The 16,562-nt window shown below is 37.6% G+C and carries 12 protein-coding genes; 7 read left to right on the forward strand and 5 right to left on the reverse strand.

Going from position 1 to position 16,562, the window contains the following annotated elements; genetic code table 11:
- The first annotated feature begins 9 nt into the window (after positions 1 to 9).
- Positions 10 to 996, forward strand: coding sequence for a class II fructose-bisphosphatase (gene glpX, locus ME1_RS00465; protein ID WP_004861980.1), 987 nt, complete (start codon positions 10 to 12; stop codon positions 994 to 996).
- A gap of 133 nt (positions 997 to 1,129) precedes the next feature.
- Here the strand turns inward: glpX and ME1_RS00470 are convergent, their stop codons facing one another.
- Positions 1,130 to 2,236: a branched-chain amino acid aminotransferase gene (locus tag ME1_RS00470; RefSeq protein WP_004861983.1), complete on the reverse strand. Its 1,107-nt coding sequence runs from the start codon at positions 2,234 to 2,236 to the stop codon at positions 1,130 to 1,132.
- Positions 2,237 to 2,537: 301 nt separating this feature from the next.
- Here ME1_RS00470 and ME1_RS00475 point away from each other — a divergent pair, with 301 nt between their 5' ends.
- On the forward strand, positions 2,538 to 2,831 hold the full coding sequence (locus ME1_RS00475) for a hypothetical protein (RefSeq protein ID WP_004861984.1): 294 nt from the start codon (positions 2,538 to 2,540) through the stop codon (positions 2,829 to 2,831).
- Positions 2,832 to 2,999: 168 nt separating this feature from the next.
- On the opposite strand, the gene ME1_RS00480 is transcribed toward ME1_RS00475, so the two are convergent.
- The 3 genes from ME1_RS00480 to ME1_RS00490 form a co-directional block, all read right to left on the reverse strand.
- The gene (locus ME1_RS00480) at positions 3,000 to 5,444 is read right to left on the reverse strand and encodes an SPOR domain-containing protein (RefSeq protein WP_004861985.1); all 2,445 of its coding nucleotides are present in this window, start codon (positions 5,442 to 5,444) and stop codon (positions 3,000 to 3,002) included.
- Between the two features lie 147 nt (positions 5,445 to 5,591).
- Positions 5,592 to 7,349 (reverse strand): arginine--tRNA ligase, encoded by a 1,758-nt coding sequence (gene argS, locus ME1_RS00485; protein ID WP_004861989.1) that lies wholly within the window; start codon positions 7,347 to 7,349, stop codon positions 5,592 to 5,594.
- Between the two features lie 30 nt (positions 7,350 to 7,379).
- On the reverse strand, positions 7,380 to 8,582 hold the full coding sequence (locus tag ME1_RS00490) for a deoxyguanosinetriphosphate triphosphohydrolase (RefSeq protein WP_004861991.1): 1,203 nt from the start codon (positions 8,580 to 8,582) through the stop codon (positions 7,380 to 7,382).
- Positions 8,583 to 8,692: 110 nt separating this feature from the next.
- Here ME1_RS00490 and ME1_RS00495 point away from each other — a divergent pair, with 110 nt between their 5' ends.
- The 5 genes from ME1_RS00495 (at position 8,693) to glmS (ending at position 14,250) form a co-directional block, all read left to right on the forward strand.
- Positions 8,693 to 9,016 carry a HesB/IscA family protein gene (locus ME1_RS00495; RefSeq protein ID WP_004861993.1) on the forward strand — a complete coding sequence of 108 codons (324 nt, stop codon included), beginning with the start codon at positions 8,693 to 8,695 and terminating at the stop codon, positions 9,014 to 9,016.
- A gap of 1 nt (position 9,017) precedes the next feature.
- Positions 9,018 to 10,058 (forward strand): hypothetical protein, encoded by a 1,041-nt coding sequence (locus tag ME1_RS00500; protein ID WP_004861995.1) that lies wholly within the window; start codon positions 9,018 to 9,020, stop codon positions 10,056 to 10,058.
- 46 nt (positions 10,059 to 10,104) lie between these two features.
- The gene (locus ME1_RS00505; protein WP_004861997.1) at positions 10,105 to 10,893 is read left to right on the forward strand and encodes a cytochrome c biogenesis CcdA family protein; all 789 of its coding nucleotides are present in this window, start codon (positions 10,105 to 10,107) and stop codon (positions 10,891 to 10,893) included.
- Between the two features lie 14 nt (positions 10,894 to 10,907).
- Complete coding sequence (gene glmU / locus ME1_RS00510) at positions 10,908 to 12,257, forward strand: bifunctional UDP-N-acetylglucosamine diphosphorylase/glucosamine-1-phosphate N-acetyltransferase GlmU (protein WP_004861999.1); 1,350 nt, start codon at positions 10,908 to 10,910, stop codon at positions 12,255 to 12,257.
- A gap of 169 nt (positions 12,258 to 12,426) precedes the next feature.
- Positions 12,427 to 14,250, forward strand: a complete 1,824-nt coding sequence (glmS, locus tag ME1_RS00515; protein WP_004862000.1) for a glutamine--fructose-6-phosphate transaminase (isomerizing) — start codon at positions 12,427 to 12,429, stop codon at positions 14,248 to 14,250.
- Positions 14,251 to 14,356: 106 nt separating this feature from the next.
- Here the strand turns inward: glmS and recG are convergent, their stop codons facing one another.
- The gene (recG, locus tag ME1_RS00520) at positions 14,357 to 16,465 is read right to left on the reverse strand and encodes an ATP-dependent DNA helicase RecG (RefSeq protein ID WP_004862001.1); all 2,109 of its coding nucleotides are present in this window, start codon (positions 16,463 to 16,465) and stop codon (positions 14,357 to 14,359) included.
- Positions 16,466 to 16,562 lie beyond the last annotated feature (97 nt).

The raw sequence follows: 16,562 nt of genomic DNA on the forward strand, positions 1-16,562 counted from the left end.
ATTTTTCATATGCCCGCATCTCAGAAAAATTTAAATGGACTTGATCGTATTCTAACGCTTGAATTGGTACGTGTCACTGAACGTGCTGCTGTTGCAGCTGCACGCTGGCGCGGACGCGGTGATGAAAAGGCTGCTGATCAAGCTGCTGTGGATGCAATGCGTCAGGAGCTTAATCGGTTGCCTATTGATGGTACAGTGGTGATTGGTGAAGGGGAACGTGATGAAGCTCCTATGCTTTATATTGGAGAGAAAGTAGGACTTCAAGAAGGGACCGCGATTGATATTGCACTTGATCCACTTGAAGGAACGACAATTTGTGCTAAAAATCTTGCTAATTCTCTAGCTGTGGTTGCAATTGCTGAAAAGGGTAATCTCCTTTACGCTCCTGACGTTTATATGAAAAAAATTGCTGTTGGTCCTGATTATCCCAAAGGGATTGTTGATATAGATGCTTTGCCTGCTGATAATATTCACGCCCTTGCAAAAGCTAAAGGCGTAGCTGTTAATCAGATAACTGTTTGTATTATGGATCGGCCTCGTCACGAAAAACTGATTGAAGAAGTGCGTGCAACGGGAGCATCAATTCGTTTAATTGGCGATGGAGATGTTGCTGCCGTTATCGATACAACGAATCCAGATGAAACGGGTATTGATATCTATATGGGGATTGGTGGAGCTCCAGAAGGGGTATTAGCTGCTGCAGCCTTGCGTTGTATTGGTGGACAGATGCAAGGTCGTTTGCAACTTGATACAGAAGAAAAAATCGCGCGCGCTGCCAAAATGGGAATTGATAACCCCAATAAAGTTTACACAATGGAAGAAATGGCAAAAGGGGATGTGTTGTTTTCTGCAACAGGTGTAACGGATGGCAATATGCTTTCAGGTGTTAAATTTACTCCTCATTATATTCAAACAGAAACACTTGTGATGCGTTCACATACCGGTACAATCCGTCGTATTAAAGCGCAGCATAGAGATTATTCAAAATTTGATTAAAACGCTTTCTTTTTCACTGTATCTGTTAAGAAAGTGAAAAAGAATTATTTGAAGCAACTGTGCTTCCATAAAAAACTCTAAGAGATATTTTTATGGAAGCATTGACAGTGATTTGTAGAAATATCTTTAATTGTTATGAAAGCTGGACAGAGTGTACCCAGCCATTTTTATCTTCTATATTGCCTTTTTGAAGGTCAACTAGTTGTGAGCGAAGTTGTTTTGTAACCTCACCAATCGTTTCATTTCCGATAACGACTTCGCCATCTTTGTATTTGAAGCGACCGATTGATGTAACAACAGCTGCTGTACCACAAGCAAAGACTTCTTTAAGGTGACCACTTCGTGCATCTTCTTTGAGCGATTCAAAAGAATAAGGACGTTCTTCTATTGTTAACCCCATTTTTTGGGCCAATTGTAAAATTGAATGACGTGTTATTCCTGGAAGAATAGTGCCACTAAGTCCAGGTGTCACAAGTGTGTTATTTGCCATAATAAAGCAAACATTCATACCGCCGAGTTCTTCAATCCATTTATGTTCAATCATATCTAGGAAAAGCACTTGGCTACAATTATTTTGTATCGCACTGCTTTGTGCGAGTAAGCTTGCTGCATAGTTGCCACCACATTTGGCAGCGCCTGTACCTCCCGGACCGGCACGACTATAATCTGTTTCGATCCATACGCTAACAGATTTTTCTTCTCCTTTGAAATATGATTCAACTGGAGAGGCTATGATACAAAAAAGATATTCTTGAGAAGGGCGAACGCCTAAAAAGCTTTCATTGCCAAACATGAATGGACGTATGTAGAGGCTAGCATTTGGAAGCCCTGAAACCCATTTTTGATCAATTTTTACCAATTGATTAACGGCATCTATAAAGATATCCTTTGGTAATTCTGGCATTGCTAATCGCTTTGCCGATTCTATGAAACGTTGTGCATTGGCATCAGGGCGGAATAACAAAATGCGTCCGTCTTTTGCGCGATATGCTTTTAAACCCTCAAAAATTTCTTGCGCATAATGCAAAACGGTACTTGCTGGGCTAATCTCTAAGGCTTTGTATTGAGATATAAGAGCGTTATGCCAACCTTTATCTTCAGTCCATTGGATAGTACACATGTGGTCTGTAAAAAATTGACCAAAACCAGGACTTTTCAGAATTTCTTCACGTTTCTGATCTGGCAGAGGTGATGGGTGTTTTTCTATTTTAAACGGAAGCGATGATGTAAGGGATTTCATAACTAAGACCTTTAAGGGTATGCTTTATTTCTGTGTAGTTTTTATTATAAGAAAAATGAGATACTTTTATTACAACCTTTTTTTATTTTTAGCAAAACATTCGTGTTAATACTTTAGCATAGAATTAAAAGAAAAGACTCTTAAGAGATATTTTTATTTTTATGCTCTTTTTTCTCAATTTTATCAGATCATCCGGAACCTTTAGTAATATTTATCGTTTTCCAAAAGTAAGTATCTGAATAACTTCATATATGTATATTTTGTAACTTAAAGGTAGGGGAATTGAGAAAAGGAATTCACTATGATTGATAGAAATTACCACACATATGAGAAACGTATAGCGACAGAAAAAAAAGAGCGTGAACAGCTTAATTCAATTGGTAGAGGTATCCTTGCTATTCTTCTTGGAGTTTTTATTATTTGGTTTGTTTTTGGTTTTTTGGGATCTTTTTTTGAAAAAAAACCTGAACATATATCGCATTATAGCACTACAGAATCAAATCAAACGATAACAAGTCCGAGAAAAGATTTAAATTCGACATCCGAAATACCTTATATCTATAAAAATACGTCGTCATCTTTATCCCATGAATAATCCGTTAGATGAAAATCTCATGAGGCCATAGATTAAGGTATAAAATTTTTCAAATGCATAAGCTTAAAAAAATTGAAACGATTTTAATCCCTGACATTAATCAATAAATCAAATACTTGGTATTAAAATAAATCATGTAGCGGTTATTAAAGCTGCTGCCTGATTTATTTAGCGAGTAATGAAGCAATTTCCTCCAGAATTCTTTATATCTTCACAAAGGTTTATAGCATCATTCCGGTTTTGTGTTTGTATACGAATACGATAATAGGTCCCTTTACCTGGTATGAGTGCGGATTGAATGTTTAAAGGACGAGCACCAATAAGGAATCCAAATCTAGATTTTATGGTTTTCAAAGAATCTTTCGCTAATGCATGGGTTGGTTGGGATGCAAGCTGTACGTAATAACTTTCTGCATTTTGTGTAGCTATGTGATTTGGTGATGTTGCGCGAGAATCAGCATGTTTTTGTCGTTCTGAATTTCTTTCTGCATACGAAGGAAGAGGTATAACTTTTCCTTCAATCTTAGAAGGAGAAGTGCTTTCAGCTATTATTTTATCAATAGCACTTGTAAAATTATGCTCTGTTTCTTTATTGTTTATATCGGATTCCTGAGAAGAAACAGGAGAAAAATCTTGAGATTGATCTACAGGGGTTTGATCAATTGTTTCTTCTGGTTCGTCAGAAGTTTTTCTCTCTGTGTGATTCATTGGTGCTAGGATAACTGTGCCATCTTGGTTTACAATAACAGTCTGTACTTCTCGTGTTGGAACGGTGTGATTGATGGCTTCTGTCACTGCATCTTCAACATCGGATTCATCAAGAGAAGAGGATGAAAAGCTTGTAGATTCTTGTTGGTTTAATTCTGTTAAATTTTCAGGTTGTTCAGAATTATCAATAAGCGATTGCTGTGCATTTTCTTGTTTTTCATTTTGTTCAGTTGTTTGTTTATAAATATCTAAATTATGTGCGACATCATTCTTTGTTTCAGTTGTTTCTTGTTTAAATTTGAAAGGTGTATTGTCAGCATGGATAATGGGAAGATTTCCATTTTTTTGTGATGGCATAAAAAAATGAAAATAACTGAAGAAACCTATTGTTATTAAGATAAGAAGAACAATACTTTTAGTAAGCGTTTTACCAAAAATAGAGCTTTTTACGGGAGGGGGAGGTGATGCGTGCGTGGGGACTTCATCTATACCTTTGTATAATGGATTCTCTGTAGAAAGAGAGGGATGATATCCCATATTGTTAGTGGGAAAATAGTTGGCATTTTGATCTTGTGAATTTGTATATGCGTCTTCTTTTGGAATATCCATGGGATGATGAAAGACTTCATTGAAGACTTCATTTTGCTGTTGCTGCCGTGAAAAATTTTCTGCTGAAACATTTCCTACATTGAATATATCAGAAAATTCTTCTTTCAAATCATCAGTTGGTACATCATATTCTGGGGCTTCATACGGGACTTCAGGAACCATAATGGGGCCAGTTTTTTCTACCATTTCCTCTGCAAATTTATAAGTATCAACATTTGGAGGAGGAGTATCCCTGTGCGTATAGTTATGAGCAAAAAAGCTTTCTCTTTGTTTTGTGTTAAGGGTTTCTGATGAGACGTGCGTATCATTTAAATTATTTTGATACGACGCTTCTTTATTATTTTGCTCAGAGTTATTTTCAGCGCTATTGATATGTTGTCCTTGAGTGGCACGATATTTTGAAGTTTTTTCAGAATAAATTTTTTGTTTTGCGGATTCTTCTTCATAAAACTGGGGATAATCGGTAGCATAATGCTCCTGTGAAAAGCCTTCTGAATAAGACTGTTTACCCATTTGTGTTGAATCCAAAGGTGATAGAAAGCTACTTGTTGTTTCATTATCCTTTTTCTCTGAAGTAAGGTCAGCAGATGAGGGAAATATATTTTGCTCTGTAGAGGAGGAGACATTAGTATAATACTCTGTAGCCCAATTTTTTTGATCAGCTGAAACTTTATACGGGTGGTTTATAGGAGTATTGTGAAAGCTTTGATTGTCATCATAATTTTGTTGTATAGGAGTATCTCTTTGTTGCGAGACTGTTTGTGCAAAACGGCTAGTTTGTTCAATAGATTCTGGTCTGATTTCTCCATTGTTGTGTTTATCTGCTTCATCAAAAAAGAAATTTTCTGATTGCGTGCTAGAATTACTTTTTTCAAAAAAAGGATCAGTACTGATGGGTGCAGTTCTCTTTTGAGATGATTGATTCTTTGGGATAGGTAATGGAGAAAGTTCGTCTAAAATTTGCTCTTCATCATGATTCATAGCTGAAGAATATGGCTCTTCAGACGAAAAGTTGTTTTGTTCTGATTGGTTGAAAAAAGCTGTTGATCCATTTGGCAAGTCATTTGTTAAATTATTTTCAAGCTCTGCTTCTAGAAAGGACAAATCAAAGTCATCTTCATAAGATGAAGTTTGAGGAGTGTGAGATATCGATTGATCAGCGCTTGAAGAGGACTGATCATTTTGATGTCCGCTTTGTTTATTCGGATTAAAAATGCGCGTAAGCCTCTCTAAAGGATCATGGTGTTCATGATCTTGTTTTATTTCGCGCGGATTTTTGCGATCGTTATCGCTCATAGCTTTACTCACATGATGATTTGCATCTGCATGCAATAAATGGTTAAATTTAATTTGTTATATTTAAAAATTATATTCCCCCTTTTGCGATAAGGATATATGAAAAATATCAACAAACTACCTATTTTATGTATTTATAGAACTTTTTCAACGCATTTCTGTCGGTGCTTCGACTCCTACAATTGTAAGTCCTGATGATAAAACATTCATGATAGCTTGTATCAAGCCTAATCTGGCAAGTGTTAGCTCTTTATCATCAGGCTGGATGAAACGTAAAGCAAGATTATCACTCCCTTTATTCCAATGAGCATGAAAGCTGGAAGCAAGATCATAGAGATAAAACGCCAATCGATGTGGCTCTTTATGAATTACAGCTTGTTCAATGATACGTGGGTATTCAGAAAGTTTGCGTATTAAGGATATTTCATTATCGTCTGTTAATCGGTTGAGGTACGCAATCATTGTATCATTTGAAAGATTTTCAATATGAAGGGCTTCTTGTGCTTGACGAAAAACAGAGTGACAACGTGCATTTGCATATTGTACGTAAAAGATGGGGTTATCTTTTGATTGCTCTGTTACTTTGGCAAAATCGAAATCAAGTGGTGCTTCACACTTACGGTATAGCATCATAAAGCGCACTGGATCACGGCCAACTTCTTCCACAACATCCCGTAGAGTCACAAATGATCCTGCTCTTTTCGACATGCGCACAGGTTGACCGTTGCGAAAGAGCTTTACTAGCTGGCATAAGAAAACACTCAATTTGGCTTTATCGCCAGAAATTGCTTTTGCCATGGCTTCTAATCGTTTTACATAACCAGCGTGATCAGCACCTAAAATATAAATCATTTCATCAAAATGACGATTAAATTTATCACGAAAATAAGCAACATCCGCAGCAAAATAAGTATAAGAACCATCAGATTTAACTAAAACACGGTCTTGATCATCTCCAACATCGGTTGAGCGGAACAAAGTTTGTTCGCTTGCTTCCCAGTCTTCTGTATTTTGCCCTTTTGGTGGTGGGAGTTTTCCTTTGTAGATATAACCACTTAAAGTGAGATCATTAATTGTATTACGGATAGCGCGTGCATTATCTGCATAAAGCATCCGCTCAGAAAAAAAGATATCATGATAAATATTAAGAGCTGCCAAATCTTTTCGAATCATCGTCATCATGGCATGAATTGCACGCTCCTTCACGATAGATAAAGCTTCATCTTTATCCATAGTGAGGAGTTGGTCACCAAATTCTTGAGCAAGAGATTGGCCCAATGGTATCAGGTATTCACCAGGGTATAGTCCTTCTGGAATTGCATTAATTTTTTGTCCCAGAGCTTCGCGGTAGCGTAACAATACGGAGTGGGCAAGCACTTCGATTTGTTTTCCAGCATCATTAATGTAGTATTCTTTCGTAATATTGTATCCGACGAATTGCAACAAATTAGAGAGAACATCACCCACAACAGCTCCTCGGCAATGTCCCACATGCATTGGCCCTGTTGGATTTGCTGATACATACTCAACATTGATACGTTTTCCTTGTCCCATCGGAATACGACCGTAAGAGATGCCTAATTCAAGTATGGATTTTATAGCATTTTGCCAAAATAGTTTTGTAAGCGTGATGTTGATAAATCCAGGGCCGGCAACATGAATACAGTCGATAGAGGGCTCATCTTTGAGAAGTTCTATGATTTTTTCTGCAAGCTCACGTGGATTAAGCCCTATAGACTTTGCGAGCACCATTGCAGCGTTGGTTGATAAATGGCCATGTGAAGAATCACGGGGGGGATCAACGGTAATTTTTGATAAATCTAAATCTTCTCCATTTTTCCCTTTTATATCAGATAATTCGAGTGTTTTTTTAATTTTTTTCTCGAAGTTTTTAAAGACATTCATATTCAATTTCCATTATGTATTCAAAAGCAATTAAACGAAATTATCTGTATGGTCAAATAAACGGTGATATTCGCGTAGAGCATAGTGATCCGTCATACCTGACAAAAAGTCAGCAATGAGACGCGCTAACTCTTGATTTGTTAGGTAAGTTGTTTTGTTGTACCAGCTTTCAGGCATGATATCTGGATTCTGATGATAACAGTCGAATAATTTTTGTACAATGCATTTTGCTGCATTGCGACGATTGAGAACTTGTTCATGGTAATAAAGATTTTTAAAGAGAAAATCTTTTAGTTCTTTTTCGTAAACTGCCATTTCAGGAGAAAAGGTCACAATGGTTTGTTTTGCTTGGTGAACATCTTTTATGCTTGTTGGCGCAATGTGTGCCAAATTTTTTTGTGATTGTTTGATAACATCCTCAACCATGATTGTTATCTGTTTGCGCACAAGTTCGTAGCCGCGCCGAGTTTGATCAAGTCGTGGATATTCTTTTTTTATATCTTCTAATAATGTTGCGGTTAGCGAAACCTGTTCGAATTGGTCAATTGTTAAAAATTGTGAACGTAAACCATCATCAATATCATGAGCATTATAAGCGATATCATCAGCAATAGCCGCGCATTGCGCTTCTAGTCCAGCGAAGCAATCGAGCTCAAGATCTTGCTTTACATTGTATTGTAGAATATCGATAGGAACCTCTTTTTTGTTCGCATAAGGACCTAAAAGGGGACCGTTATGTTTCACAAGACCTTCGAGCGTTTCCCAAGTGAGGTTAAGTCCATCAAAATTTGCATAGCGTTGTTCTAGCTTTGTGACAATGCGTAATGCTTGTGCATTGTGGTCAAAACCGCCATAATGTGCCATTGCTTCATTAAGGGCATCTTCTCCCGCGTGGCCGAAAGGCGTATGCCCAAAATCGTGAACAAGGGCAATGGCTTCGGCAAGATCTTCATCAAGACAGAGCGCACGGGCTAATGTTCGTGCAATTTGAGAAACTTCTATTGAATGTGTCAGTCGTGTACGATAATGATCACTCTCATCAGCAATAAAGACTTGTGTTTTATGTTTAAGGCGTCGAAATGCATTAGAATGAATAATACGGTCTCTATCTCGTTGAAAAGGTGATCGTATAGGACTCATCATTTCATGGAATAATCTACCACGGCTTGTTTGTGGGGTGGCACTATAGGGCGCTCGAGAGTGGTAATTGAAATTGATATTGTTTATGTCCATTGCAAGCTGTCCATTCTCATCCTAAATTGAGAGAGGCTTATATTTTATTTAATAAACTTCTCTTTTGCTGGGATACTCTTTCTTGATAGTTTAATGCAAGGATATATAAAATGGGTGTGAATATTTCAGATATTGCTGCTAAGCGGATTGCTCAGATACTTTTGAGTGAACCTGATAAAATAGGGTTACGTATTTCCGTTGAAGGCGGTGGATGTTCGGGTTTTTCTTATAAATATGACTTGGTTTCTGAAATGAGTGAAGATGACCTCGTTTTAAAAAAAGATGGGGCAATTGTCTTTATTGATTCATTATCGCTTCCCTTCATGGAAGGGGCTGAAATTGATTTTGTTGATGATCTTATGGGACAGTCTTTTCAAATTCATAATCCTAATGCCGTTTCATCGTGTGGTTGTGGTGTGAGTTTTTCAATTTAGAATGATGATTTTAGTGATATTATTTCTTGAAAAAATAGTCGCTTTGGTCAACAATATGAAAATGGATATTCTTGCAAAAATATTGCGTCGATGCTTGTGGTTATGCGTAGCGCTTATCTTATTGATCTGGAATAATTGTGTTTTTTCTGAAGAAGGGAGTATGCAGGATTATCACCAAAAACAATCTACAAGTTTTACTTTACAGTCTCAAGATTTGGAAAAAGATTCTGAGAAAGAGAATTTAGTTTCTAAACCCCAACTTATCTTGCATGCTCGGTTAACAAACAGCAATGAAAATATTATGAAAGGGCTTGTGTGGCGGATTTATGCACCTATCCTAGGGGTTGATAATAAATTACCATTGGCTGAAATTTATGAGGGAGGAAGCGCACGTTTTTCTTTAGATCCAGGAAGTTATCTTGTACATGTCTCATTTGGTCATGTGAGTGCGATGAGTCATGTCACTTTAGAAAGTGGGCAGAGACTTGTTAAAAAGTTCAATCTTGATGCTGGTGGTGTTATTTTAAATGCTATATTGCTAAACGGTATGATCAATGAAAAGGAATTGCGTTTTACTATCTATGAAGATGAAAAAGAAAACGATGATACCGGTGTGATTTTATCTAATATTAAACCTCAGTCAATTGTGCGTTTGAAAGCTGGCAACTATCATGTTGCTTCTCATTATGGTTCCATTAATGCTATTGTTCGTTCCGATATCCAAGTAGATGCAGGTAAAATTACCGAGGTAACTCTTGAACATCAGGCAGCTCAAATTGTCTTAAAGTTGGTGCGGCAAGAAGGAGGAGAAGCACTAGCAGATACAAGTTGGTCTCTTACCAATGATTCTGGTGATATCATTTATGAAACAGTGGGTGCTTATGCTTCACTCGTGTTAGCTGAGGGGGAGTATATTGCGATTGCTAAAAATAAAGATAAAATTTATCAAAAAGTTTTTTCAGTTGTTTCTGGCCATGATGAAGATATAAGTGTGGTTGCAGATACAAAAAATATGCAACAAATTGATGAGGAAATGGATTGATGCTTATGAAGCGACATAAATCATCATTGAAAGTGGATAGAGTGTTTTGGTTGTAGAAATTTCAACAGTTGGTGTGTTTTTTGCTGGTGCTTTGTCCTTTTTATCACCGTGTGTTTTGCCTTTAGTCCCTCCTTATTTGTGTTATATGGCAGGTATTGGTATTGATGATTTGCGTTCCCAAAAGAGTGAGGGAGAAGTATTTATACGGCGGGGGCTGTTATCTTCTGTTATTGCTTTTGTGCTGGGTTTTACAACTGTTTTTGTTGCTCTTGGTGCGAGTGCAAGTACAATTGGCAAGTTCATCGGTTATTATCGCGATTGGTTTGCAATTGCTGCTGGAATTACCATTATTATTTTTGGTTTAAATTTTTTGGGGCTTTTCAAAATTGCTTTTTTATTTCGTGAAGCACGTTTTCAAACGCATAAAGTGCCTACTGGTCCTTTAGGAGCCTATGTTATTGGTTTAGCCTTCGCATTTGGTTGGACACCTTGTATTGGTCCAATTTTAGGACCTGTTATAACTCTTGCTGGAACAAAAGAAACTGTAGGTGAGGGAGCACTCCTTTTAGGGATTTATGCGTTGGGTCTTGGTGTGCCTTTTGTGTTAGCAGCTCTATTTTCAACTGGTTTTATGAGATTTTTAGGCGCTTTTCGTATTCATTTAGGAAAAGTTGAAAAAATGATTGGTATTTTTTTGGTCGTTACAGGTATTTTATTTTTAACAGGCTCTATGCAGAATCTTTCCTATTGGCTTTTGGAAAAATACCCTTTGTTGAGTAATATTGAAACTATTCGTTGGCATAATATTGTTAGTTTTTTTGGATTTTCTCGTTAGCTTTATGTGTTTTTATGGTTAGAAATTGTCTTTCTATTGTTCTTGCAGCAGGTGAGGGGACGCGTATGAAGTCGTCTCTTCCTAAAGTACTGCATAAAATTGCTGGATTGCCTCTTGTCTGCCATGTTCTAAAAGAAATAGAATTGGTAGGCACTTCACAATTAGCAGTTGTTGTGGGGCTCGGTGCAGAAGATGTCACTGAAATTGTTCAATCATTTGTAAAAAATGCAATGATTTTTGAACAAAAAGAACGTTTAGGAACTGCACATGCTGTTCTTTGTGCGCTTCCAGCTTTGCAAAAAGGGGCGGATGATGTTCTTATTGTGTTTGGTGACACGCCTTTGATTGAGCAAGATTCATTGCTGAAAATTCGTGCGCAGCTTGCTGAGGGAGCAGATGTTGTCGTTGCTGGTTTTTATGCTTCAAATCCAAAAGGTTATGGACGTCTTCTTAAGAAAAATGGTAAAGTAATCGCGATTGTAGAAGAAAAAGATGCAAGTGATGAAGAGAAAAAAATTTCTTTTTGTAATGGTGGAATAATGGCCATTAATGGGAAACATGCGCTTTCTCTTCTAGAAAAGGTTGATAATCATAATTTGAAGCAAGAATATTATTTAACGGATATTGTTTCTATTGCGGCACGTGAAGGATTAGATGTTCGAGTCGTTGAAGTGCCTTTTGACAATGTTATAGGGATTAATAACTGTTTGGAGCTTTCTGAGGCCGATGCTGTATGGCAAAAGCGCAAAGCACATGATTTCATGTTGTCTGGTGTTAAGATTCTTAAACCAGAAACTGTTTATTTTTCTTATGATACAGAAATTGAACCAGATGTGATCATCGAGCCAAATGTTTATTTTGGGTTGGGAGTAAAAGTACATTCTGGCGCAGTTGTTCATGCATTTAGTTATCTAGAAGGAGCGGTGGTTGGTGCGAATGCGCGGATTGGTCCTTACGCACGTTTGCGTCCTGGAACAGAGTTAGCACGATCCGTGAAGGTTGGGAACTTTTGTGAAATTAAACAAGCAAAGGTAGGAGAGGCTACTAAAATTAATCATTTAAGTTATATTGGCGATGCAGAAATTGGGGCAGGGTGTAATATTGGAGCTGGTACTATTACTTGCAATTATGATGGATTTCACAAATATAAAACTCAGATTGGTGATAGTGCCTTTATTGGTTCTAATTCAGCACTTATTGCTCCCTTAATTGTTGGAAAAAGTTCTTATATTGCTTCAGGAAGTGTTATCACTGAAAATGTGCCTATAAACAGTGTAGCTTTTGGACGTGCACGACAGGTAATAAAAGAGGATTGTGCAGCCAGATTGCGTGCACGTTTGTTAGCAAAAAAACAGAAAAAGTGACCAGTTTCAGTTTATTTTTTACTTTGTGATGATCACACAATTGGGAGGCTTATTTTTAAGTATTGTCATGTTACATATTTAAGTTATGTGATGATTTAAGGTTTTGAATAAAGACTATTGGATTGTTTTATGGAATACTCTAAATTTAGGATGTGAGTTGGAGCTTTTAATGTGCGGAATTATCGGAATTCTCGGAAATAAGTGTGTTACATCCTCTTTGGTTGATGGTTTGAGGCGTCTTGAATATAGAGGCTATGACTCATCTGGTATAGCTACAGTGCATAATGGGCACCTTTATCGTGTGCGTGCTGAAGGAAAACTTATTCACTTAGAAGAAAAGTTAAAAAAGACACCTCTAGAAGGAAATTTAGGAATTGGTCATACACGTTGGGCTACGCACGGAGTTGCTGTGGAACGGAATGCTCATCCCCATGTAACGGAACGACTTGCGATTGTTCATAATGGTATTATTGAAAATTTTGTAGAATTGCAAAAGGAACTCATTGAAGATGGTTATATCTTTGAAACAGAGACAGATACCGAGGTTATTGCACATTTAATTACGCGTGCGTTAAAAAATGGTCTTTCACCGCAAGAAGCAATGCGCACGAGTTGGAAAAGGTTGCAGGGTGCCTTTGCTATTGCTGTTATTTTTGAAGGTGAAGATGACCTTATGATTGCTGTTCGTTCTGGACCACCTCTAGCGATTGGTTATGGAAAAGATGAATGTTTTGTAGGATCGGATGCAATCGCTTTAGCTTCATTTACAGATCGTATCAGTTATATGGAAGATGGTGATTTAGCTGTCCTGACACGGGAAACTGTAACAATTTACGATGCCAATAATAAATTGGTAAAACGTCCTATTACAACATTGTTTGAAGGAACTTTATTGGTTTCTAAAGGTAATCATCGTCATTTCATGCACAAGGAAATGTTTGAACAGCCTGAAGTGATTTCTCATAATTTAGCGCATTATCTTGATCTTGGAAATTATACGGTTCGCTCACTTGAGAATTTGATTGATTGGAAAAATGTTAATCGGATACTTTTTGCAAGCTGTGGAACAGCTTATTATTCAACTTTAATTGCACGTTATTGGTTTGAGAGTTTTGCTGCTTTAAGTGTTGATAATGATGTGGCTTCTGAATTTCGTTATCGTGAACCACCTATAACACCTGATGTCTTGCCGATATTTGTTTCTCAATCTGGTGAAACAGCTGATACATTGGCATCTTTGCGTTATTGTCGTGAGCGTGGTGTGAAAACAGCGACAATTGTGAATGTTGAGCAATCAACAATGGCAAGAGAAGCTGATTTTATGCTCCCAACATTAGCAGGACCAGAAATTGGAGTTGCCTCAACAAAAGCTTTTACTTGTCAGTTGGCAACGCTTGCTGCAATGGCGCTTAGTGCTGCTAAGCAACGAGGGTCTCTTTCGGAGAAGGCAGAACATCAATTTGTTCAACAATTAGCAGAAGTGCCGCGGATTTTAAACGAGGTTTTAAAGTTAGATGATAAGATTGAACAGATTTGTCGTCATCTCGTAAATGTAAAAAGTGTTCTTTACCTCGGACGTGGAACTTCTTACCCTATTGCTTTGGAGGGAGCACTTAAATTGAAAGAGCTTTCTTATATTCATGCTGAAGGTTATGCCGCAGGAGAGTTGAAACATGGTCCGATTGCACTGGTGGATGAGACAATCCCAGTGATTGTTGTAGCGCCTTATGATCGGTGGTTTGAAAAAACGTTTTCTAATATGCAAGAAGTGGCTGCACGTAATGGTCGTATTATTTTAATAACTAATAAAAAAGGGGCAGAAGCAGTTCATTTTGATACCTTATCAACTGTTATTCTGCCAGATATCCCAGAATTGATTACACCCATTATTTATGCTTTACCCATTCAATTAATTGCCTATCATACAGCTGTTTTATTGGGAACAGATGTTGATCAGCCTCGTAATTTGGCAAAATCAGTCACTGTTGAGTAAGTTTTTCGAGGGCTTTGTTGAAAAATAATAAGAGATAAAATTTATAAAAGAATTTTTACAATAGCATATTGTAAAGCTTTAAATTTTATTTGATTGGTTTTTATTGTTATCCTGCTCGTAATAGACGTGTAGCATCGTCACGCCCGAAAAGATAAAGGAGCAAACGGAGAGTTTTTCCTCGTTCTGAAGAAAGGGTAGGGTCACGTTGCAAAAATAAATGTGCATCTTTTCTTGCTATTGATAAAAGATCACTATGGACTGCAAGGTTTGCTATGTGGAACTCAGGCATACCAGATTGTCGTGTTCCTAAAAGCTCTCCTTCTCCTCGTAAACGCCAGTCTTCTTCTGCAATTTTAAAGCCATCCTCTGTATTGCGGATGATATTAAGACGTTCTACAGCACTTTTTGTTAGTGGATCTTTGTAGAGTAAAATACAGGAGGATTTTTTTTCTCCTCGTCCAACACGTCCACGCAGTTGGTGCAATTGTGAAAGACCAAAATGCTCCGCATGTTCTATGATGATGATAGAAGCATCAGGAATATCTACTCCGACTTCAATAACCGTGGTTGCAACTAAGATACAGATATCTCCACGTTTAAAAGATGCCATTGCGGACTCTTTTTCAACTGTAGACATTTTCCCATGTATCATACCAACACGTGCTCCAAATCGTTCATGGAGAATAGCAAAACGACTTTCAATTGAAGTGAGATCAAGAGTTGATGATTCTTCTACTAAAGGACAAATCCAATAGAGTTTTTCTCCTTTTTCTAAGGCGATGGCAATGCGCTCTATGAGTTCATCAATACGTTTTAAAGAAAGTGTTGCTGTTGTAATTGGTTGTCGTCCTATTGGTTTTTCGGTAATTCTGGAAACATCCATATCACCAAAAGTTGTTAAGACGAGTGTGCGTGGAATAGGAGTAGCAGTCATTACCAGCATATCAGGTTTATGACCTTTTGCTGTAAGGGCAAGACGTTGATGCACACCAAAACGGTGTTGTTCATCGATAATGGCTAAAGTAAGATTACTATAAGTGACGTTATTTTGTATAAGTGCATGGGTTCCGATAATAAGAGAAGCTTGGCCCGATAAAATATCATTTAAAATATTTGTACGTGATTTTCCTTTTTCTCGTCCTGTTAAAAGAACTGTTTGTAGCCCGATTTTTTCAGCAAGAGGTGCAATTGTTGCAAAGTGTTGCCTAGCAAGAACTTCTGTAGGGGCCATTAAAGCGGATTGTCCTGAATTTTCAGCAACTTGTGTCATTGCCATGAGTGCAACAACAGTTTTTCCTGCTCCTACATCACCTTGAAGAAGCCGTAGCATTGGTTCTGGTGAAGCAAGATCATTTGCAATATCTTGTATTGCTTTTGTTTGTCCATTTGTAAGTTGAAAGGGGAGGGCTTTCAGTAATTTTTGAGTGTAAGTTCCTGTTGAGGGCTGAGAAGTGCCGACAAGAGATTTGGTTTTTAAACGCATTAGGCCAAGAGCTAATTGAGAAGCGAGTAATTCATCATAGGCAAGACGTTTGCGTGCTGTACTTTCTAAGGTTAAATCATCGGGGTCTATGGGCGCATGGATGCGGCGTAAAGAAACAGAAAAGGAAGAAAAGTTTTGTTGCTTTTTGACGCTTTCTTCTATCCATTCTGGTAAGAGAGGAATGTAATCTAGGGCGTTTTGTATTACACGTCTTAGTGTTTTTACTGATAGTCCGGCGGTAGAGGGGTAAATAGGTTCAATGAAGGGAATCTGATTTGGTAGTTCGCTTGGTGCGATATGATCGGGATGCACCATTGAAAGTTGACCATTAAACAGCTCAACTTTTCCTGATACAATAACCTTTTTTCCTTCTGGTAGTTGTTTTTTGAGCCAAGAATTTTGGGCATGAAAAAAAACTAAATTTATTTTTCCTGTTGGATCATGTGCAATAACCCTATAGGGTAAGCGGTTACGGCCAACGGGTGGTGGTTGATGCTGATCAATAACAATTTCCAGAGTAGTGGTGCTGCCTTCTTGTGCGCAAGCAATGCTGGGACGCATTCTACGGTCTATGACGGAATGAGGCATTAATTGTAGTAGATCAATAAGGTTAGGTTCACGTTGTAATGGATTAATGTTTAAGACTTTGGCTAGTAAGCTATAGACCTTAGGTGTAACCCCAGAAAGAGTACGGATAGAATTAAAAAGGGGTGTAATAAGGCTTGGAGGCATAAGGAAATTTAACCTGCTCTTTTTATTTTTTCTAGTGTTTTAAAAGAGCTTTTTGGGGATAAGTTATATACGTGAAATCTTCTTTATTTATACTTTG

It is taken from the genome of Bartonella vinsonii subsp. arupensis OK-94-513 (assembly GCF_000278235.1).
In the GTDB taxonomy this organism is placed as follows: Bacteria; Pseudomonadota; Alphaproteobacteria; order Rhizobiales; family Rhizobiaceae; genus Bartonella; species Bartonella arupensis.